This window comes from Vibrio sp. 10N.247.310.17, assembly GCF_041466605.1.
GTDB classification, from domain to species: domain Bacteria; phylum Pseudomonadota; class Gammaproteobacteria; order Enterobacterales; family Vibrionaceae; genus Vibrio; species Vibrio tasmaniensis_A.
Genome location: NZ_JBFSTC010000013.1, coordinates 1 through 20,950, shown reverse-complemented (window position 1 = coordinate 20,950; position 20,950 = coordinate 1). Strand labels below are relative to the sequence as shown.

Annotated in this window: 21 protein-coding genes; 10 read left to right on the top strand and 11 right to left on the bottom strand. The window is 44.2% G+C overall.

Annotation, left to right across the window (positions count from 1 at the left end; genetic code table 11):
- Positions 1-337: 337 nt before the first annotated feature.
- Together AB6D80_RS06275 and AB6D80_RS06270 are read left to right on the top strand one after the other, a co-directional pair.
- On the top strand, positions 338-802 hold the full coding sequence (locus tag AB6D80_RS06275) for a DUF2850 domain-containing protein (protein WP_371726888.1): 465 nt from the start codon (positions 338-340) through the stop codon (positions 800-802).
- Positions 803-1,202: 400 nt separating this feature from the next.
- Positions 1,203-3,743, top strand: a complete 2,541-nt coding sequence (locus tag AB6D80_RS06270) for a glycosyl hydrolase family 18 protein (RefSeq protein WP_372188049.1) — start codon at positions 1,203-1,205, stop codon at positions 3,741-3,743.
- A 133-nt stretch (positions 3,744-3,876) separates the two neighbouring features.
- Here AB6D80_RS06270 and AB6D80_RS06265 read toward each other — a convergent pair whose 3' ends face one another.
- Together AB6D80_RS06265 and AB6D80_RS06260 are read right to left on the bottom strand one after the other, a co-directional pair.
- Positions 3,877-4,725: an alpha/beta hydrolase gene (locus AB6D80_RS06265; protein ID WP_065679369.1), complete on the bottom strand. Its 849-nt coding sequence runs from the start codon at positions 4,723-4,725 to the stop codon at positions 3,877-3,879.
- 222 nt (positions 4,726-4,947) lie between these two features.
- Complete coding sequence (locus AB6D80_RS06260) at positions 4,948-5,541, bottom strand: TetR/AcrR family transcriptional regulator (protein WP_372188048.1); 594 nt, start codon at positions 5,539-5,541, stop codon at positions 4,948-4,950.
- Positions 5,542-5,703: 162 nt separating this feature from the next.
- Here AB6D80_RS06260 and AB6D80_RS06255 point away from each other — a divergent pair, with 162 nt between their 5' ends.
- Complete coding sequence (locus tag AB6D80_RS06255) at positions 5,704-6,660, top strand: AEC family transporter (protein WP_009846120.1); 957 nt, start codon at positions 5,704-5,706, stop codon at positions 6,658-6,660.
- 123 nt (positions 6,661-6,783) lie between these two features.
- Complete coding sequence (locus tag AB6D80_RS06250; protein WP_017102368.1) at positions 6,784-7,824, top strand: acyltransferase; 1,041 nt, start codon at positions 6,784-6,786, stop codon at positions 7,822-7,824.
- Positions 7,825-7,982: 158 nt separating this feature from the next.
- Here AB6D80_RS06250 and AB6D80_RS06245 read toward each other — a convergent pair whose 3' ends face one another.
- The gene (locus tag AB6D80_RS06245) at positions 7,983-8,822 is read right to left on the bottom strand and encodes a cupin domain-containing protein (RefSeq protein WP_371701840.1); all 840 of its coding nucleotides are present in this window, start codon (positions 8,820-8,822) and stop codon (positions 7,983-7,985) included.
- Between the two features lie 110 nt (positions 8,823-8,932).
- On the opposite strand from AB6D80_RS06245, the gene AB6D80_RS06240 reads away from it, so the two are divergent.
- Both AB6D80_RS06240 and AB6D80_RS06235 read left to right on the top strand, forming a co-directional pair.
- The gene (locus tag AB6D80_RS06240; protein WP_372188046.1) at positions 8,933-9,409 is read left to right on the top strand and encodes a YHS domain-containing (seleno)protein; all 477 of its coding nucleotides are present in this window, start codon (positions 8,933-8,935) and stop codon (positions 9,407-9,409) included.
- Positions 9,410-9,628: 219 nt separating this feature from the next.
- Positions 9,629-10,264: an START domain-containing protein gene (locus tag AB6D80_RS06235; RefSeq protein WP_012601207.1), complete on the top strand. Its 636-nt coding sequence runs from the start codon at positions 9,629-9,631 to the stop codon at positions 10,262-10,264.
- Between the two features lie 58 nt (positions 10,265-10,322).
- On the opposite strand, the gene AB6D80_RS06230 is transcribed toward AB6D80_RS06235, so the two are convergent.
- From AB6D80_RS06230 to AB6D80_RS06215, 4 genes are all read right to left on the bottom strand, one after another.
- Entirely contained in the window at positions 10,323-10,853 is a 531-nt protein-coding gene (locus AB6D80_RS06230; protein ID WP_009846115.1) for a hypothetical protein, read from the bottom strand.
- 8 nt (positions 10,854-10,861) lie between these two features.
- The gene (locus AB6D80_RS06225; protein ID WP_009846114.1) at positions 10,862-11,248 is read right to left on the bottom strand and encodes an MAPEG family protein; all 387 of its coding nucleotides are present in this window, start codon (positions 11,246-11,248) and stop codon (positions 10,862-10,864) included.
- A gap of 647 nt (positions 11,249-11,895) precedes the next feature.
- The gene (locus AB6D80_RS06220; protein WP_004737023.1) at positions 11,896-12,363 is read right to left on the bottom strand and encodes a YjiG family protein; all 468 of its coding nucleotides are present in this window, start codon (positions 12,361-12,363) and stop codon (positions 11,896-11,898) included.
- Positions 12,363-13,100: a nucleoside recognition domain-containing protein gene (locus AB6D80_RS06215; protein WP_009846112.1), complete on the bottom strand. Its 738-nt coding sequence runs from the start codon at positions 13,098-13,100 to the stop codon at positions 12,363-12,365. The genes AB6D80_RS06220 and AB6D80_RS06215 overlap by 1 nt, the downstream gene beginning before the upstream one ends.
- A 426-nt stretch (positions 13,101-13,526) precedes the next feature.
- Here AB6D80_RS06215 and nhaD point away from each other — a divergent pair, with 426 nt between their 5' ends.
- The gene (gene nhaD / locus AB6D80_RS06210; protein ID WP_012601208.1) at positions 13,527-14,966 is read left to right on the top strand and encodes a sodium:proton antiporter NhaD; all 1,440 of its coding nucleotides are present in this window, start codon (positions 13,527-13,529) and stop codon (positions 14,964-14,966) included.
- Position 14,967: 1 nt separating this feature from the next.
- On the opposite strand, the gene AB6D80_RS06205 is transcribed toward nhaD, so the two are convergent.
- The 3 genes from AB6D80_RS06205 to AB6D80_RS06195 all read right to left on the bottom strand — a co-directional run bounded on the left by AB6D80_RS06205 (position 14,968) and on the right by AB6D80_RS06195 (position 17,502).
- Positions 14,968-15,351: a hypothetical protein gene (locus AB6D80_RS06205; RefSeq protein ID WP_012601209.1), complete on the bottom strand. Its 384-nt coding sequence runs from the start codon at positions 15,349-15,351 to the stop codon at positions 14,968-14,970.
- Between the two features lie 182 nt (positions 15,352-15,533).
- Complete coding sequence (locus tag AB6D80_RS06200; RefSeq protein ID WP_372188044.1) at positions 15,534-16,028, bottom strand: methylated-DNA--[protein]-cysteine S-methyltransferase; 495 nt, start codon at positions 16,026-16,028, stop codon at positions 15,534-15,536.
- Positions 16,029-16,053: 25 nt separating this feature from the next.
- Entirely contained in the window at positions 16,054-17,502 is a 1,449-nt protein-coding gene (locus AB6D80_RS06195) for an AlkA N-terminal domain-containing protein (protein WP_017100725.1), read from the bottom strand.
- 236 nt (positions 17,503-17,738) lie between these two features.
- Here AB6D80_RS06195 and AB6D80_RS06190 point away from each other — a divergent pair, with 236 nt between their 5' ends.
- Positions 17,739-17,942, top strand: a complete 204-nt coding sequence (locus AB6D80_RS06190; RefSeq protein WP_012601212.1) for a hypothetical protein — start codon at positions 17,739-17,741, stop codon at positions 17,940-17,942.
- Between the two features lie 210 nt (positions 17,943-18,152).
- On the opposite strand, the gene AB6D80_RS06185 is transcribed toward AB6D80_RS06190, so the two are convergent.
- Positions 18,153-19,043, bottom strand: coding sequence for a LysR family transcriptional regulator (locus AB6D80_RS06185; protein WP_029225450.1), 891 nt, complete (start codon positions 19,041-19,043; stop codon positions 18,153-18,155).
- 156 nt (positions 19,044-19,199) lie between these two features.
- Here AB6D80_RS06185 and AB6D80_RS06180 point away from each other — a divergent pair, with 156 nt between their 5' ends.
- Complete coding sequence (locus tag AB6D80_RS06180) at positions 19,200-19,553, top strand: DUF413 domain-containing protein (protein ID WP_017097795.1); 354 nt, start codon at positions 19,200-19,202, stop codon at positions 19,551-19,553.
- Between the two features lie 470 nt (positions 19,554-20,023).
- Positions 20,024-20,824, top strand: coding sequence for a glucosamine-6-phosphate deaminase (gene nagB / locus AB6D80_RS06175; RefSeq protein WP_012601215.1), 801 nt, complete (start codon positions 20,024-20,026; stop codon positions 20,822-20,824).
- The last annotated feature ends 126 nt before the right edge of the window (positions 20,825-20,950 follow it).

Genomic DNA, 20,950 nt, shown 5'->3' with positions numbered 1-20,950 from the left:
AAGCCTATGCGTAAATTTAGGTGCTAATTGTTTTAACCAATTCGAGACTGTCCTACAAGAAATAAATGAATATAGCTTAGGATCTGTTGACCTTTCGAAGTTAAATTTCGTTCGAGATGAAATCATTTTAGGCGTGGCATTGGGTATACAACCTAATCATTCTAAGTAAATATTCCTTAACAAAGCATGAAGACTGAATGTGTGGGTAAAAAATCACTGAGGCAGTTTGATTCAAAAGAACATTCGATCCTGCTTCTAACTCTTATAAGAACCTTTGCAACCTATCGTTTTATTTTATAGAATCATCACCAGTATGAGTAACTAAAATGAAGAGATAATGGCTAAAAATACCACGAAAAGCAGCGATATATTGGCCAATTCGTTACTCTACGCCTTCTTAATGGCTGGCTTTATGATTGCCCTCACCGTCGGCTATTTCGGCTACCAAGCCTACCAAAAATCTGTAAGCCCAAGTAACGTCCATGGCACATGGATCGAGATTGGTGCTCCACCTTACAAAACAGATATTCTTACACTTTCCGATGATGGTGTGATGATGAACTATCGTTTCATCAGTACCTCGTTTGATTTTGATGGTAACGATGTCACGATCAATACAGGTTCAGGCCCAACGATTTATACCATTAGCGGTACCTACAATTCACCTCGTTTAAAGCGGCTAGTGCCGAACACACCATCCAAACAATTCATAAAAGAAGGGTATGAAGATACTGTAGCGGGTGAGACTCAAGGACTCATGCAGCAACGACGCTCAGTATTAGCTGAACAATTCAAAAAATAATACTTTCAACAGCGCTTTGTTTAGTAACCCCTCTTACATCAATACTACCTGCCCCTTACAAGCACCGGTATGACGAGCTTAAGATTGTGATGCCGCTTCATTTTGCGATATTTAATAATAGCTTACCGCACTTTTTCATAACTTCATGTCGTGTAATTTCACTTATGAGACTTTCCTTCTGAGTGCGGTTTATTTTATAAAACATGGACTCAGCCTCTCATTCATTAAGCAACAGAATTGTAACAAGATACAATTTTTTAGTTGTCCATCGAAAACGGATTTATTTTCAGTCATGAAATTAAAACTCTCTCGAATACTGACGGGGAAGCTCCTTCAAAACTGACGGGAGCCGATTCTAGGACCACTTGGTTCTAAACCTTCAAGGAATGAGAGAAATAGTATGATTCGTATAAACACCTGTGCTGCGAGTATTGCTCTAGCGCTATCTGGTACAGCATTGGCCGCGCCAACAGCACCTAGCATTGATATGTACGGTTCCAACAACCTACAGTTTTCTAAAATTGAACTCGCGATGGAAACCACCTCTGGCTACAACCAGATGGTTAAATATCACGATAAAGCAAAAGTCGACGTTAAGTTCAACCAATGGAGCGGAACGTCAGGAAACACGTACAACATCTACTTTGATGGCGTTAAAGTAGCGACGGGCCCAATCACTGGAAGCCAAACCACGGCTTCATTCGAATACGGCCAAGGCGGCTTATTCGATATGGAAATTGAAGCGTGTGATGAAACAGGCTGTGCCAAGAGTGCACCCGCTCAGATCACCATCGCTGATACCGATGGATCACACCTAGCACCACTTGCGATGAATGTGGATCCAAACAACAAGTCATACAACACAGATCCAAACACGGTAGTAGGTACTTACTTTGTTGAGTGGGGCATCTATGGCCGTGATTACACAGTCGATAACCTACCTGCTGACAATTTGACCCATATCCTTTACGGCTTCATCCCAATTTGTGGTCCTAACGAATCAGTGAAATCAGTAGGCGGTAACAGCTACAACGCACTCATGACAGCGTGTCAGGGCGTTAACGATTACGAAGTGGTGATTCATGACCCATGGGCGGCTTTCCAGAAGAGTTTCCCTCAAGCAGGACACGAATACAGCTCACCTATCAAGGGTAACTACGCGATGATGATGGCGCTAAAACAGCGTAACCCTGATTTGAAGATCATCCCATCGATTGGTGGTTGGACGCTGTCTGACCCATTCTTCGATTTCACAACCAAAGCTAACCGAGACACCTTCATTGCATCGGTTAAGAAATTCCTTAACACGTGGAAATTCTACGATGGTGTAGATATTGACTGGGAATTCCCTGGTGGAGGCGGTGCGGCGCCAGACCTTGGTGACCCTATGAATGATGGCCCAGCTTACATTGCACTGATGGCAGAGCTGCGCACTATGCTTGATCAACTAGAAGCGGAAAACGGTCGTACTTACGAGCTAACATCAGCGATCGGTGTTGGTCACGATAAGATTGAAGACGTGAACTACGGCGAGGCTATCCAGTACATGGATTACATCTTTGCAATGACTTACGACTTCTACGGCGGTTGGAACAACGTGTTAGGTCACCAAACAGCACTCAACTGCGGTAACTTCATGCGCCCTGGTCAATGTGATGGCACAGGCCTTGATGAAAATGGCGAACAGTACACTGGCCCGGCTTACACCACAGACAACGGCATCCAATTGCTTCTTGCGCAAGGTGTTCCAGCGAACAAACTTGTGGTTGGTACAGCGATGTACGGTCGTGGTTGGGAGGGTGTATTACCGTCATCACTTTCAGATCCTAGCGATCCAATGACAGGCGTGGGTAATGGCAAACTAACCGGCAGCTCTGCGCAAGGCGTATGGGAAGATGGCGTTATTGACTACAAAGGCATAAAAGCGAACATGCTTGGTGCAAACAACCAAGGCATCAACGGCTTTGAATATGGTTACGACGAAATGGCAGAAGCGCCTTACGTTTGGAACCGCACTTCAGGCAAGTTGATCACATTTGATGATGACCGCTCAGTAAAAGCAAAAGGTGCATACGTTCGTAGCCTTGGCCTTGCGGGTCTATTTTCTTGGGAAATTGATGCGGATAACGGCGATATTCTGAATGCGATGCACGAAGGTCTTGCGGGCAGTACGACAGATCCTGTCAACCGTAAACCAACGGCAGCTGCAGGTGCGGACCAATCAGTTGAAGGCCCTGCTTCTGTTTCTCTAGACGGTAGCGCTTCAAAAGACAGTGACGGTACGATTGCGAGCTACGCTTGGTCACAAGTAAGCGGAACGGCAGTAACGCTGGCCAACTCGAATTCGGCTGTTGCGAGTTTCGATGTAGTGGAAGTCGCACAACAAGAGACTCTGACATTCAGCCTAACCGTGACTGACAACGAAGGTGCTACGTCCACCGACACAGTTGTTGTGACAGTAAACCCTAAAGACACAGGTCCAGTAAACACAGCTCCGATCGCAGTTGTTTCTGCTCCGGCTGAAGTGAGTGCAGGTGATGTAGTTGTCGTTGATGCTTCGGCTTCGAGCGATGCGGATCAAGACACGCTGACCTTCACGTGGGATGTACCTGCAGGTATTGATGCTACTGTTCAAGGCGCTTCAGTAAGCTTTGTCGCGGCGGAATACACGCAAGACACGACACTTAATTTCTCAGTGACAGTCAGTGATGGTACAGAGACATCAGTCGCGGCTACTTCAGTGAAAGTTCTTAAGAAAACCACAGGCGGTGACACGTGTACTAACGCTTGGGATTCAAGTGCAGTCTACAATGGCGGTGACCAAGTGACCCAAGGTGGTAAGGTTTGGGAAGCGAAATGGTGGACAACAGGTGAAGATCCAACAACGACTGGCCAATGGGGCGTGTGGAAAGAGATCGGCCCAGCAAACTGTGCAAACTAAAAATAGGGTTTTGATAAACGCTAACTAAGCGTCGACTAAACACCTAAAAGCAAAGGCCAACCAGATAATGTCTGGTTGGCCTTTTTAGTGTTTGTTTTCTTAATTGGCGTTCTACTTGCTTGATTCGTTAAACTTAGCCAATCAAGTTATCAAAGCTCTCAAACACTTGTGGGCACTTCATTACTCGTCCGTGGCCTTGACCTTGAGTCGCGATTAAGGTGACACGATCCATTTCATAGGCTGCACGCTTCGACACATCAAACTTAGTAAACTTATCTTGCTCATCATGAACAATGATAGTTTGAGACTCACGAAGCGCTAGCTTTCCATAAGGATCAACAGATTGAATCGGGTAGTTAAATTGCTCTTCTACTTCTCCGACTACCGCCTCAAACAGTTTCATTGAGTAACCAGAACGAGCAACACTGCCAAATAGGTTTTCTAGATAATCCAATACAGGTGCAATCAGCAACAGCGGCTTGTTTTCCAATTTAACGTGCTTACATTCCAATGCAGAAGCCGTACCCATGCTGTGACCGACCAAACCTGCTACTTCTCCCACTGAATCGAGAATGGCTTCAAGACCGTTCACAAATGCAGGGATATGACCATGTACCCCATCGCTACCACCATGAGCAGGATGATCGTAAGCTAGAGCCGTAAAACCTTTGGCTGCAATATGTTCCATTAAAGGGAAAAACTGACTCGCGGTGCCAGACCAACCATGAGTCAGCACCCAAACTGGACCGGTACCCAAAGAATACGTTTTTAAGACGCCATCACGACCTTTGATTTCACTCTTGATAAGCCCTTGCGGATCGGCATTTTTCTGCTCGGTACGCATTGGAGTGAGCAGCAGTTTACGTGCCGTTTTCTTCGCATGACTTGGCGCTAAAATGTAGTGCAGATTGGTTGTAGCGCCAATCAAGCTACGCTTGAAGCTGAACTTGTTCGATGTATTGAAATAAATTTTGTCACTCATGACCGTTCCTTGTATCGCCATCATTGTTGGCGGATCGAGCTCGGCCCTAAAATCGAACGACCGTGCTATTTGTTAGTATAAAAAATGGCGAAAGCGCTGTTTATGGCTGCTTGCCGCCACTTCTCTTAAAATCTTTTGCAAACCTTAATTAAGCAAGGTCACATGCTTTGCGAATTCCATGATTTTCGAACTTCATGATTTGCGAGCTAAGTGGCTTAAGAGTTAAACCACTTTCCAGCTAGCGATTAAGCGCTGTACACCACTCCAAAAGTGGGTGTGGCTCGCTTGTTGGCCTCTTAACGAGTAGAACAAGTTCGCACTCAAATAAAGGCCATATAACTCAAAGGTTGCCTGTTTTGGATCTAAATCGGCCCTGAACTGTTTGCTCTCAACCGCTTTTGCTACCTGAATCGTCAAGTAATCAATCCACACTGAAATGGTTTTCTGCAGTGCCTTCTGAATCACAGACGTTTCGCTGCCTGCATCTTTCCAAGCATCAATAAACATACAGCTGCCTTGGAATGAATGATTCCAACCCAACCAATTGTCGAGCAACTGTTTCAATTTCGCTTCGATATCACCATCCCCCAGCTCTCTTGCGGGAATAATGACTCTTTCAGTGAATATGGCGTTAGAGTACTCGAGTACAGAGAGTTGCAGGTTCTCTTTAGAGTTGAAGTGTGCAAACAAGCCACTCTTAGACATGCCACACTGCTTGGCTAACTCGCCAATCGTCAAACTCTCAAGCCCATTCTCACTCGCAAGTGCAAATGCATGGCTCAAAATATACTCTTTGGTTATCTTTCCCTTGCTCATTATTCACCAATAATAAATCTCATGCTTTATTTTTAGCACGTTCGTTCTTTTTTGCAATTTTTATTTGCAAAACACTTATTTTGTTTTCTCTGATGTCAGAAACTGTGGAAAAATGCGACAGTATTCAAGGGAAATTGAAATCGACTAACTAAAGGAAAAACAATGAACACACTTTGGGAACAGTTTGCGTTTTCGGCGTCGGTAACAGGCCCTATCTGTTTAATGCTGTTTCTTGGTGTGATGCTCAAGCGAATTGGCTTGATCAATGATAATTTCATTGATGTCGCGTCCAAGGTGGTATTTCAAGTCACCCTACCCGCGATGCTATTTCTTAGTATTGTTCAATCAAATCACAATTTTTCAGCCAGTAGCGCGTTAGTTGCTTTTGGCGTCATCGCTAACTTTGTCTTTTTCTTGTTCACGATTTTCTCAACCAAGTTGGTATTCAAAAGCTCTAAAGATCAAGGTGTGATCATCCAAGGGGGATTCCGCGCTAATACCGCGATCATCGGCCTCGCCTACGTGGCTAATATTTATGGCAACCAAGGCGTGGCATTGGCTGCTATCTATGTCGCATCTCTGACCGTGTTGTATAACATTCAAGCAGTGATAGCACTGACACCCAAAGGCAAAGACACCGGCGCTAAAGCCATTAAAGTGATCGCCAAGTCCATCACCAAAAACCCGTTAATCATCGCTATTTTCTTAGCAGTCGTCTTCTATGCACTTTCAATTCCCATTCCAAAAATGGTGACTGATGCTGGGCAATACTTTGCCAACATGACTTTGCCTTTGGCTCTACTTTGTACTGGTGGTTCTCTAGATATTAGTTCGCTTAAACAAGAAAAGTTGTCTACGTGGTTCGCCTCTAGTTACAAGTTAATCGCCTCACCTTTACTGACTACACTGGCTGGTTGGTACTTAGGGTTTGAAGGGCTCGATCTCGGACTTATCTTCTTGATGAGCGCAGCACCAACGGCAGCGGCAAGCTATGTTATGGCTCGTGCGATGGGAGGAAACTCAACACTCGCGGCTAACATCATCGCTCTTACTACTGTTGTTTCTCTTATCACTTGTACACTAGGTATATTTGCACTCACTGCAATGGATTTAATATAGCTGCGACAAGCTTCAAAAAACCGACACAAGCCTTGAAACAAAGGTCATAAGCCTTGATTTAGGACTAACTGGTTGGCCATAAAGGCTGCTAGATTTCGTAAAAATTTTACTGAGAGATCTGATATGTCTTCCGTTCAACATACGCCTTCACAACACATCGCCAGTATCGAGTTAGGCAGAGTGATTGCTATCTTGGCGATCATTGGTTTGCACGGCCAAATGGCACTCACTTATTGGCAAATAGATGAAGTGCCTTGGATCGGTTATGTGCTCAACCAAACCGCTCGTTTTGCCGTGCCTCTGTTCTTCCTTATTTCAGGCTATCTGATCCAACCTAAGCTCACAGCATCACCTTGGACAGCCTTTATCAACTACTCCAAACCACTACTCAAAGTTTGGTTGGCATGGAGCATCATTTGCTTAGTGATGCCATTCAATCTCGCGAAAGTAGAAGAATTTGGCTATCTAGGTGAACGTGAAGGCTATTGGGGTTTCTTAATGAATACCCCACTCAACTCTTTCTTAGAGGGTGGGTTGGTGCATTTATGGTTCATTCCCGCCCTTGTGTGCGCGGTTTTGATCATCGCCTTAATGGTAGAGATGAAACTCGATAAGCTTCTACTACCGGTGGCCATTCTGCTTTACGTCTATGGTGTATTGGCGGGTAGCTACACAAGCTTAACCGACCTTAGTGCCCCTTTCTTCACACGTAACGGTCCGTTCTTCAGCACGTTAATGGTGACCTTAGGTTTCCTCATTCGTCAGCATCAATGGAAAGTGTCCTCAGCCAAAGCATTAGGGTTATTGGCGTTAGGCATGGTCATCCACTTTGCCGAAGCGGCATGGCTAACCCAATTTGATATCGCCTTTAATATTCACGATTTCTTGTTTGGTACAGCTTTGTGGGGGATTGGTGTGTTCATGTGGCTTTTAGCTAATCCAAACATCGGCGATTACGCATGGCTTCGCGCTATCTCGAATCGTATGCTAGGTATCTACGTTTGCCATCTGTTGATCATTATTTTGCTGTTCAATGTCTGCGGAGTATTGGGCATCACTGAACTCGCTAAAGACATTACCGTGTTCTTCGGCACCTTTACCCTGAGCTTTATATTGATCGCTGGTATAGAAAAAACGCCACTGCGCCACTGGTTACTTCGTTAGTGCTCATCTAGCCAACGACGTATTACAGGCCTAGTGACCCCCCTCAGTCTGTAGTTTGCCCCGATGTAACATTCTTTTCTGCAATGAGGTTCGCCTTGCCAGTGAAAGCACTAACTCGCTTTCACTGGCAACTTTAAACTTCAAGATCCCTTTCCCTCTTATGCGTTACTCTCTTTTAACCACTGACGTGGTGACACACCCGATACATGCTGAAATGCGCGTGAGAAACCTGAATAACTGCTGTAACCGACTTCATCGGCAATCCAGTTGATGGGCTTATTTTGCAGTAGCAGAGATTGAGCAACGGAAACGCGCCACTTTTGCACGTAATCTCCCGGTGTTTCACCCACCTCACGCTTGAACGCCTCAATAAACTGAGTACGAGACATCGCAGACAATGACGCCATTTCTGCAACCGAAAAGTGACGAGCAGGCAACCGGTGAATAGCCGTCACCACAGCAGCAAGCCTTGGGTGTGCAAGAGCAGAGAAAACGCCGCTATCGATTTTTTGTTGTTCAATGAGATGACGAAAAATCAACGCCATCAACGCATCACTCAACTTGTCCATTAGGTATTGCTGCCCTGACGATTGTTGTCCTGAAGATGCTTGCCCCGACTCTCGAAACAGCACCTCAATCACAGGCATTAAGTTCGGTGCATCTTCAAACGGAATCACTATCATGTCGGGCAGAGCCGATAATAAAGGATTCATCTGCCCTGAACGATACTCCACGTTCACACACACAAGCTCTGCACCCTCTCCCACACCTTCAATTGCATGTGGTGTGCTATTCGGCAGGTAAATAATACAGGGCTGAGAAAGCTGCCGGCATTCCGTATGAGCACCAGACAAGGTCAACTCCCCCGAGCTTAATACATGAAGGTGCCCTTCTTTGCCTTGTTGCGCGTTAAATGACGACACCCCACACAGGTTTCCAGAATAGAAAACGCCAGTGCGTATCGAGAAGTGTTCCATTAATTGTGACAGCAGATCCATGCACCCTCCGAACGATTCGCTTAGTTTTTAGTTCTTTTGTCCCTTTATAGACCGGACAAGTGGGCTAAATTACTTCAAACAAAATAACCAACACTGACAAGGAACTTGATATGTCACACATGAAATCGACCAGTCAAAAAATCACTCTATTGGCCGCGTTACTAGGAACCAGCTTTTCGTTAATGGCAGCAGACCTTGATATGAGTGTCGACAACAATGATCTCGCCATTAAAGGTTATGACCCTGTCGCTTACTTTGCCAATGAGGGGCCAGTTAAAGGCACATCTGAATTCACAGCGACTTATAAGAATGCGATTTATAACTTTGTGAGCAGTGAAAACCGAGATGAATTCCGATCTAACCCATCGGCTTATGCACCTCAATATGGTGGCTATTGTGCCTTTGGTGTGGCAATGGGTAAGAAATTTGAAACGGACCCCCTAGCTTGGAAAGTAGAAGGTGGGAAGCTGTACTTAAACTTAGATAAGTCAGTTCAAAAGCGTTGGCTGGAGAATACGCAAGAATTCATCCAAAACGCCAACAGCAATTGGACCACTATAAAAACCGTGGAAGCCTACAAGCTTTAAGTTCTAGGTTCTAGCCTTCAACGTTTATCCATTGCCAACTAACAAAACGGAAGCGACCGAACGCTTCCGTTTTTATTTTCAGCAGCCAATTATTGATAACACCAAGATAACAGCGATGTAACGCTCAAACCAGAGAGAAATCAGTGCGATTTCAGCACGAATCAAAACCATTTTTATTCTATACTCCTAAAGATAAGCTTTTCTTTTCATGGAAGAATAATGATATTACCTAGGATTTTAGCAATCGGACTCTATGCTTTATCAACACTGACTTACGCTGCTCCATGGCAGTTCGTAAAAAGTGAAGATGGCATCATCATTGATAAGAGACCTCACACTGAAGGCTTGGTAGAAATACGAGCACAAATGCAAACGCCCACCACTTATTCTGGTTTTTTGCTGTTATTGGAAGACAGCGCGAACGTGCCAAACTGGATAGATAACGTATCGGAAAGTCGTGTTTTGATGCAGATATCTGAGGATGAAAATATCGTCTATACCCAGTTCAAAGCGCCTTGGCCTGCCAGAGATCGCGATATGGTGACCTACTCAAAATACAGCATCGAGGATGGGCAGTTTGTCTTGTCGATCAAGGATGCGTCTGATTATTTGGCGAAAGAGTCGGGGTACATTCGAATTTATGATGTAGATGCCTTATGGACTCTGCAACCGCTCACCAATGGTAATACCTATATCACCTATACCGCTTACGCGAACGCAGGTGGCATCCTGCCAAATTGGTTAATGAACAAATTATCGATTGATAGTGCACTGAGCACGTTTAAAGGGCTAAAAGAACAATTACAGAAGTACCAAGGCCAGCAGCACCCTAACCTGCCAAGTGAGTCTCGCTAGCGATACCAGTCGATGGGTAGATAACTAGGTAGCTAAGTAAGTGGTAGATAAATAGATACTAAGGCCTTCTAGCGAGGTCGCGAGCTAAGATAAGTGCTAAACCAAACACCTGAAGAAACAGGGCAATATTCTTGTAGAAAGCCATTTTTTCATCGAGCCTTTGGATTAATTCAACCAAGGTCAGATTATCCAAATAGTAGTCATCAATTCGTGCTCGTTGGGCTTCTTGAGCACTGTTTATCAGCATCATAAGCTTGGGTAAATTAGCCAACGAGATGGCTGGCACCTCCTCACTCACCCAACTCCGGAGTTGGCCGCGCAGCGCTTCATCGAGGATGGTGGCAGGTTGAGCGGTTTCTGTTGAGGGTTTATCTAGGTGGATCAGAATGGCTTCACGCTTGCGCTCTAAGGTTTCGATCGTATTCCAGGCCAGTTGTATTGAGTACACATTACCGTATTTACGATCGTTGTATTCCGATTTTTCCGCTTCAATTTTGTCGAGCACCAAGCTCGACATGACAATAGCCATGACGTTCAGTATGAGACCTGCAAGGACAATCGCCCAAGCAGGGGGAAGGCGCAATGCCATAATACTCCCTAGAACATTTTATCAAAAGGTAGGTAAGCTAAGTTTAGGACAATCAAAGAGATCATGCAGATAAGCGTTAACACCATGCCCACTTTTCTACCCTTTAAGTTTTTTGCCAGAATACCTTTTGCATGAATCACACGCCCCAGAATAAATGCAACACCAATGGCATGAATAAGCCACACACTGGCACCATTCATCTCCAAAAAGCCCATCAAAATAACCGTAATTGGGATGTAATCCATTGCATTACTTTGTGCGGAGCGTGCTATCTGTAGCGACTCAACACCGCCATCTGCATGAGCAACCAGATTGATTCGTCTTTGCTTAATGACTTCTATCGCCAACCAAATCATTACGACCGTCAGCAAGGCTGCGTAAAGTGCTGTAACCATTATATTTTCCTATTACTTTGAGTTTGTTGAGCGTATTTCGCTCACCTATCGACGGATGAGTTCGACAACGAATGATATTCGCGCCCGAACATTTGTAAGAGATCTCTCACACCGAACGTAAGAGATCACAGTCAAGCTTCGCAGAAAAAAGAAAAATTACAAACCCAACCCCTTGTTTTATATGAATCCACGCATATTTATTTTAGTTAGTGAGGATATTTATTTCCTAAGGCTAATTGCGAATAAAGCCTCCAAAGTGTTTAATACTCATGTCGACAGGGAGTTGGCAGGAACAGGAAAAAGCCTAACGGATTAGGTATCTTCAGGATGAAGATTTGATGGCTTAGGATGAGTGATCAGCAAGGAAGTTTTACTCTAGGATAGAGTCACTTGTCAGGATGATGAGTTAGCATGGACACCGCTAGGAAGGCGATGGATTGGATAGGTTAAAGGATTTAGCCAAATCAAGGAACGATGCAAGGAGCATACGTGACCTTATTAAAAAATAAGTAACAACGTCAGTAGCAGGATGGCTACGAAAAAGAATAAACCCCGTTTGGTGAAAGCCAAACGGGGTTTCTTTTTTCAACATCGAAAAGCTATTAGTAACTGATCGTTCAAATAGTAGCTAATCGTTCAAAGCCACGTTACAAAATAATGTTCATCAAAAACATAGCACCAAACGCATTCAATACTGAAATCGCGATCATCACAGGGATATAACGACCTTCAGTACCAATTGGTCCCATGATGCGTCCCATATATTGCACCTGAGAACCCATCAAGTAGATAGCTGGCGCCAAGATAGCAATATGGTTGCCGTTCAGAATGCCTTGGTCAAATAGCGTGATAACCACACCGACTGCACCACCCATCGACATCCACGCGCCAATCAATACTGCTGCCGCTTCGCCCGGTAAACCAAATACCGCCATGATAGGTGCAAACACACTACCCATCAGATCCAGTGCACCAGTAATCTGCAACGCCTTAATAATCACAAACGCCATCAGAACATTAGGTACTGTAGAGGTTGTCGCAATAACCCAGCCTTTCTTAGCACCTTCAACGAAAATATCAGTAACCATTGGTTTCTTTGCTTTAACTTCGCTCATTATGCTACTTCCTCTTCCAGTTTTTGTTCTTTGTCTGATTTTGTTTTGTCTTCTTTACCTTCAGTAATATTGAGGTAAAGGCGGAATAAGTTCGCACCAACAAACTTGAAGATAAACATCACCGCAACAGCAAGACCAATTGACGATGTCACTGCCAAAGAACCATCCATCGCCGTTAGAGTGAACAACACCGCACCTGAAGAGAAAAAGTTAACGATCGCCGCACCCGCAGTAAACTGGAACATGGTGAACACATCGGTTTCACGCTTAGTCAAATGCCCTTCATCTTTGAGCTGACGTGTCATCGCAGCACCCGCATCGGTACTTTGCAGAGAAGCAATCAGTGCCAAGCCTGAGTTGCCCGGAATACCCATTAAAGGACGAAGTAGTGGAGTTAGTAGTTTACGAGCCGCGTCCAGTGCACCGTAGTGCTCAAGTACGTTAATCATGCCCAATGCAAACATCACGGTCGGAATAAGTGTCAATGCAAAAATGAAACCGTCGCGCGCACCACTACCGCCTTTACCACGCAGTGACGTCGTTGCCGCTTGGATACCATCAGCCGACTCACTCACATCGTAAGCGACCTTACCAAATGAACCGTTGAGCGTCGTAAAATCGAGCACTCCATACCATTCATTGGACTGCATTAAGCCTGAAAAGAACACAATCGCGAACGCGAGTGCGATATAGCTGCCGATCGTGACTTTACGATCGGTTTTGGTTGGATTAGTCATAAGGACCTCTATACATCTCGTTTATGTGGAACAGAACACGTATAGATAGTGCAAACTAATGAGCAAAAGGTTAATGACCAAAATCAAATAGTGCATCGGTTTAAATAAAAGAACCAAAGCAACATATAAAACTGCGATTCAAATTTTAAAGTAGAGGTATACGCTAAAAAAATTAGAATATTTCTCATACAAAACTAAACAAACCTAGCTTCAACACCGCAACCAAAAACGCACATAATCGCCACAATAATCAGGCTTCGAATAGAAAGTTCAAAAAAATCTTTCATCGTGATCTCACGTTTTCACCCAATCTACTGTTTTCTATATAATCTATTGAATTATTAAGATATCTATCACACTGAACAGGGTTATTTAGGTCTACGCTTTTACCCGTGTTAATAACTTATTAACTTCGGAGCGTAATCCATGTTAGGTATCCAGCTTTCTGCTGTTCTCTCTTTATTATTTTTTTCTACGGTAGCAGGCGCTGCCACTTCTCAGTTGGGAGAGCCGCTCAAACTAACCAGTTCATTTGCTGGCTACCTATCGCTGACCATTTTCGTTGTCGCCTACATCGTGGTGATGATGGAAGAATACCTAAAACTCCGAAAATCCAAGCCAGTTCTACTTGCAGCGGGCCTGATCTGGATAATCATTGGTTTTACCTACCAAGAACACAACCTTGTTGAAGTCGCCAAACAAGCGCTCGAACACAACCTGCTGGAATATGCCGAGCTATTACTCTTTCTACTCGTCGCCATGACATACATTAGCGCCATGGAAGAGAGGAGACTGTTTGATGCGCTGCAAGCGTGGATGGTAGGCAAAGGCTTTAACTTTCGCTCTTTGTTCTGGATAACCGGTATTCTGGCCTTCTTTATCTCACCTATCGCAGACAACCTCACGACAGCTCTATTGATGTGCGCTGTGGTTCTTAAAGTGGCAGGTTCTAACCCTAAATTCGTCAACCTAGCCTGCGTGAATATCGTGATAGCCGCCAATGCTGGCGGTGCATTCAGTCCATTCGGAGACATCACAACGCTCATGGTGTGGCAGGCTGGTTATGTGAGTTTTAGTGAGTTCATTCCTTTGTTTATTCCTTCGGTGATGAATTACCTCGTCCCTGCGTTGATCATGTCTTACTTTGTACCTACCACTCAGCCCGACACAGTCCATCAACACGTTGAATTAAAACGTGGTGCGAGACGCATCGTATTCTTGTTTATTATGACAATCGCGACCGCTGTTGCTTTCCATGCCGTACTCCACTTCCCTCCGGTGATGGGGATGATGATGGGACTCGCCTATCTGCAGTTCTTTGGTTATTACTTACGTAAGACTTTACCCAACTCACTCGCGAAGAAAAAAGCGGTAGCGATCGCCAATAACGATGAAGGCGCCCTGAAGCGACTCGGTTCTGTTGTGCCGTTCGATGTATTTCGAAGAGTGTCTCATGCCGAATGGGACACGCTTTTGTTCTTCTACGGCGTGGTAATGTGTGTCGGTGGCTTGAGTCTACTTGGTTACTTGGAATTAGCTTCGGGCGTGATGTATAGCCAGTGGGATCCAATTTGGGCCAACGTCATGGTGGGGATCTTATCGGCTATTGTCGATAACATTCCGGTCATGTTTGCGGTGTTATCCATGGAGCCACAAATGTCGATGGGCAACTGGCTACTGATCACCCTAACCGCAGGCGTTGGCGGCAGCTTATTGTCTATTGGTAGTGCCGCTGGTGTGGCATTAATGGGGGCAGCACATGGTAAGTACACCTTCTTTGGCCATTTGAAATGGATGCCAGTAATCATGATTGGTTATGGGGTCAGTATCGCCGCTCACCTATGGCTGAACGGTGATATGTTCTAGTCTAAGGCATATCAACTAAAGGCGTATCAACGCGTGTCCAGACGTTGCTTAACTGCACAGCTGGACACTGGTTACAAGTTAACACCGCTCCTTCTTGTTGAATTCGCATCATCAACCCAGAATCCACTCGGCTATTTCCTGAATTCAACTCGATGTTAATCAAATCATTTTCAATACGATAAGTTCTAGTGACCGTGTTACCGATTGTTTGATAGGTCATTTGTCCTGACTCAAAAAGTAGATAGCTGTTATCGTCCGCGTTCTCATACATCCCTTTGAACAAAACAAGCTGCGGTACTTCAAAGGGGCGACTAGTATCAGTTAAACAACCGGTCAGCAATAACACACTAGTGAAAGCTATTATCAGAAAATGATGGTTATTCATTTGGGCATCCTTGCCTAAAAAACATGGCTAAATAGTATGCAACCAAATCATTATTTTCCAGAAAGTAGCGAATTTATTGCAAAGTCACGTTTTTATTGCAGAATCACGCTTGAGGCCTCTTAATATTCCTCCTCAGTCGTACAAACCTTCAACCTTAACCGACAGAACAGAGTTTCAAGTCGCTAGCTAAGTAGCTTTCTAAGTTTTCTTCCCTCAATCACTAACAAGCGTTGTTTACGTTCTACGCCACCCGCATAACCCGTCAGCTTTCCATTTTTACCTATCACACGATGACACGGCACAATCACAGACACCGGATTTTTGCCATTCGCCAAACCCACTGCACGCACCGCTTTTGGGTTACCAATTGCATCGGCCAATTGTGCATAGCTCCATGTTTCTCCATAAGGAATGGCAGTAAGAGCCTGCCAAACCGACTGCTGAAACGGAGTGCCCTTGGCTGCGATCGGCACAGAAAACTGGATAGCTTCTCCAGCAAAATAACGATTGAGCTGTTTGATAGCCAACGCGAAGATCGGAAAGCTATCATCTTGAACACCTAACTGTTCAGGCTTGGTGGTGTGAGTTTCAAACCAAAGGCCGAGTAGCCCTTCATCGTTCGCCTGTAACGTCACGGTGCCCAGAGGGCTCTCGTAGTAAGTAAAACGGTTAGCCATGATATCTCCTAGCTTGGTATTCCGATTAAGATTTATTCCAACAATGGAATGTGGCGTAGCTTCCCCAAGGTGAAACGCTCTCTGCATTAATAGCAGGGCGATGCTCAATGAACTTCTTCACCACCAAATCGCCTACTAGCAAATGGTTAGGTTCACTGAGCCCGCGCAGCAGCGCATATTGGATCGTCCAAGGCCCAATACCTTTGAGGTCAATCCACTTAGAAGGATGCTCGGATTCGTTGTCGACCATGTATTGGGAAAAACGCTTTAAGGTTTCCTTACGACTTCCCGGCATCCTTAGAAAGCTCACATCAGCATCAGCTATTTGTTTAGGTGTAGGGAAATACGCTTTCTCTGATGCATCAGCTATTTGTTGTAAGTCAGAGCACTCTTGTGAATTAGCCTGCTCTTGTAAATCAGAAACCTGATATGAACCAGAGAGCTCTCGCACCAACAAGTTAAGCTGACCAATGGCCGCTGTTACCGAGACTTGCTGCCCGAGAATCGCTCTTACCCCAGCTTCCCAAGCGCTCCACACACCAGGTATGCGGATGCCACTCTTAGCCACCAAGTTAGGGTCAATGGTTGTAAAAAATGCCTCGACCTGGGCAATATCGACATCAAGGTCGAATATGCGTCGAATGTTAGCAATCAAGCTTCTTAATTGACTTATATCGTCCAACTCAAATTCAATATCCAAGCGGTTTTCTTTGGCTAAAGTCGCCTTGAACCAACCCTTTGAGCCGTTCACATTTACCGTGCGCTTATAATAATCTTCGCCAACGTCCTCTACGCCTTCAATCATTCTTCGTCGATAGAAATCCAGCAAATGCTTCCAGTCCAATGGTCCGTGAAAGCCTAGCTGAATATGATTGCGCAGATTATCACTGAGCTTTGTTCGCCGAATTTGGCTTGGCGAGAGCTGCAGCTCCTTTAGAAAAGCATCATTGAAACGACGCGTGCTATTAAAACCACTCGCAAAGCCAACATCGGTAATGCTCATGCTACTGGTGTGCAGCAACTGCTTGGCAAACATCAATTGGCTATAAAGGCTATATTGCTTTGGTGACACGCCGATGTAATTATCGAATAAGGTTCGTAAATATCGGTCTGAAATACCTAATCGAGTGGCAAGGTCGACGATTGACCCTGAGTTCAGCGCACCATTATCAATCAACTGCATCGCACGTAAGAAAGTGGTTTCAACCCCTTTCCACGCAGGAGAAAAAGGCGCGCTGTCTGGACGACAACGTAAACAAGGGCGATAACCCGCTTTCAAAGCCTGAGCTTGATGAGAAAAATACTCGACATTTTCTTCTTTGGGCGGGCTTGCTGGGCAAATCGGACGACAAAAAATTCCGGTTGTTTTTACCGCCGTAAAAAACATCCCATCAAAGCGAGCATCTCGCGCGTATCGAGCCAAATGACACTGCTCACTCGTTAACGTACTGTTGTGATGAATATTTCTCGACATGCTGTGCTCTTCCCATTTGCCATAATTTTTACTCCGATACCTAAAAGTTTACCGTGAACTGTCATTGTCGCTAGCCACTTTCGGAACTGAAGGTTAGATAAATCACAAAAAAGGGTTTTCTTTTTACGCAATTCGACTAAATTTAACCTTGAGAAGAAACTCTTCTCACAACGTCAACGATAGGTACTTAGCACACTAAGATGCAGAGACCTGTCGAATATAAAAAGGAAAAGGCTATGGTTCTTCACACGTGTCGTATTGTTTTATCAAACCAACAGGTTCTCACCAGTCAATCAGTCGAGCAGTCTCTCAGCTTTCTTGAAGACGAAGCGGATAAGGGGATTTCTAAGATTGAAATTGACGCAACGGATGGCAATCAAATCCATTCTTACATGTCACACTCTCTTGAAGAGTCTATCGAGAATCTAATGAATCTCTAGAATTTTCGAAGAATAGTGCTTTGAAGTGATAGGGCTTTTAAAAAAGGTTACGCATACCAGGCTTAAACGGTTTTATCCGAGTTAGGGTTATCTCTGATTTGGAAAAGAAAATCATCTCTGGTTTAAAAACAAAAATGGCTCCCAACTATATAACTAGTTAGGAGCCATTTTTATTTAATCAACAAAGCATATTGGTTACAGAAACAGCTGTTACTCTGGTGTTTGTTCAGCGGCTTGTTGCAACGTGTAGGCAGTCGAAGGGTCAATTTCATTAACCAACTTCTCAACCTGAATAATAGCATCAACCGAAGTACTGCTTTTACGGTAGCTCAGGTAAATTGGGCGATACCAGTCTTCAACCCCTTTGACCTTGTGCAATTGACCCGACTCGATAAAAGGTTCAACCATAGAAACAGGTAAATACGCACTGCCACCTTTCTCTAAAATAAAATCGAGCGCAATACGTGCTGTAGAGGTACGTAGATACGGTGCTGGAACTTTAGGGTGACGCTCGGCGTGTTCAGAACCGAAGCGTGTTCCCCAATCGACATAAACGTATTTATGTTGGAATACAGATTCCAGGTCATCTTGCTGCGTTGATACCAACACCAAAACCAAATCAGCGACTTTTTTACAGTTCAGCTCTTCCGCTTTGATCTGATCAAAAGCGAAAGCCATATCTAGCGTTCGCTCTAGCAAATTGCGGTTCAGTTGTTCGCGACCCATCACCTCGGCCATAAAGCCGTAGCCACCGAAAGAGTCGGTCACCACACTTAAGCAGTTTTGTAGATACGCATCCCAGATATTCGGTGTGCCACCCAGTGTTAACTGCAACGCTTTTCCACTTTCTAACGACAGCTCAAATTTGGCTTGTTGTAAGGTGGACACCATCACTTCAGCATAACCAATCAAACGCTCACCAGAAGAGGTCAGCTTGATGTTATTGCGATCACGAATGAAGAGCTGAGTATCAAAGTAGCCTTCAAGCTGTTTGATCCGCGCACTCACCGCTGCTTGTGTTAAATACAAGTTTTCAGCTGCACGCCCAAAGTGGCGCACCCTTGCAACCTCAAGAAAGGTTCTAAATACTTTCACATCCATCAAAAATACATCTCTGTAATAAATCTGCTAACTAGCCGATCTAGGATTGTTTATCGTAAAGGCAAAAACGTTTTGTTTCCTATTTTAGCCTTTTAACAATATTTTCGCGTGAGCAATAAACACTAATTTCTATCTAACCACATTACTGAGGCTGATATGTCTGAGACCGAATTCCGACACGGAAAAAAACGTTTTTATGACACCATTAAATTCCCACGAGGGTTTGCTAAGTCGGGTGATTTTACTCTTTCAGAAGAGGAAATCCTAACCTTGTTTGGTGACACTATGCTTGCACTTGAGACTGGCGAACTTTCGCCAAGCAACTCAGAAGAAAAACACTTCATCAAAGTGTTGTCTCACCCTCATAAGGCGAAGTCCAAGTTAGAGCGTGTTTGGTTAAAGTACATTCAACTGGCTCGTGGACGCCGTCGCTTTCATACCCTAAACGGCTGCAAACGCAGCGAAGTTTCTCGGGAAGAATACGAAAGAGAGTTAGTGTTAGAAGATTAGTAAAACAGCTCAAAGTGATACCTCATCACTTTGAGCTTTTTTTGGGTTCATCTCGGATTAGCGGGAACTTAAAATAAACTCGCATCTTCTTCGTAATAATCAAGTGTAGCCAACCTACACAAAAACACCAATATTTATATAAAATTCATATCGATAGCGTGATAGCCACACAATTTCAATCCGTTCTATGGATCTTAATCCCAATTGAATTCATCACTCCTCAGCCTACCTTTTTCTTTTGACACTTGGCTCTGCATAAAATCAATATCTCTGTATGTGACAAACGTATTAATCTTGTTTAACTTCACCAAATATCCATACAATAATTGTGCAATTTTGAGTGTTATAATCACAGATATGACGAAAAAGCAAAAACTTGACCTAAAACAATAGCGCAAGTTGATAACTTATTTTATAATGCGAATTAATGTTTAAGAACACTATAAATTCTAATATCTAGGGGCAAATTAATGAGACTTATCCCGTTAAATCAAGCAGCACAAGTAGGTAAATGGGCAGCAGCACACATCGTTAAACGCATTAACGATTTTAAACCAACTGCAGAGCGTCCTTTTGTACTTGGTCTACCAACTGGTGGTACGCCACTAGCTACTTACAAAGCACTTATCGAGCTACATAAAGCTGGTGAAGTTAGCTTCAAAAACGTAGTTACATTTAACATGGATGAGTACATTGGCATCCCTGCTGATCACCCAGAATCATACCGTACATTCATGTACACTAACTTCTTCAACCACATCGACATTCAAGAAGAGAACATTAACCTTCTAGATGGCAACGCGGAAAACAACGAAGTTGAGTGCAAACGTTACGAAGACAAAATCAAGTCTTACGGCAAAATCAACCTATTCATGGGTGGCGTAGGCAACGACGGTCACATCGCTTTCAATGAGCCAGCTTCTTCTCTATCTTCACGAACTCGTATCAAAACGTTGACTGAAGACACTCGTATCGCGAACTCTCGTTTCTTCGATGGCGACATCAACCAAGTTCCTAAGTACGCACTAACAATCGGTGTTGGTACTCTACTTGATTCTGAAGAAATCATGGTCCTAGTAACAGGCCACAACAAAGCGCTTGCTCTAGAAGCAGCGGTTGAAGGTTCTGTTAACCACCTATGGACGGTATCAGCTCTGCAACTTCACCCTAAATCAGTGATTGTTTGTGACGAGCCGGCAACTCAAGAACTTAAAGTGAAAACAGTTAAGTACTTCTCTGAGTTAGAAGCTGAGAACATTAAAGACCTATAATTCTTAGTTCTTGAATGAGAAAGGCGTCTTGTAATAGAAAGCTGCCTTAAGTAGAAAAGCCACTTAAATGTTAACACTGATCATTTAAGCATTTTCCTGATCAGTTGAACGATCCTACAGATGGTT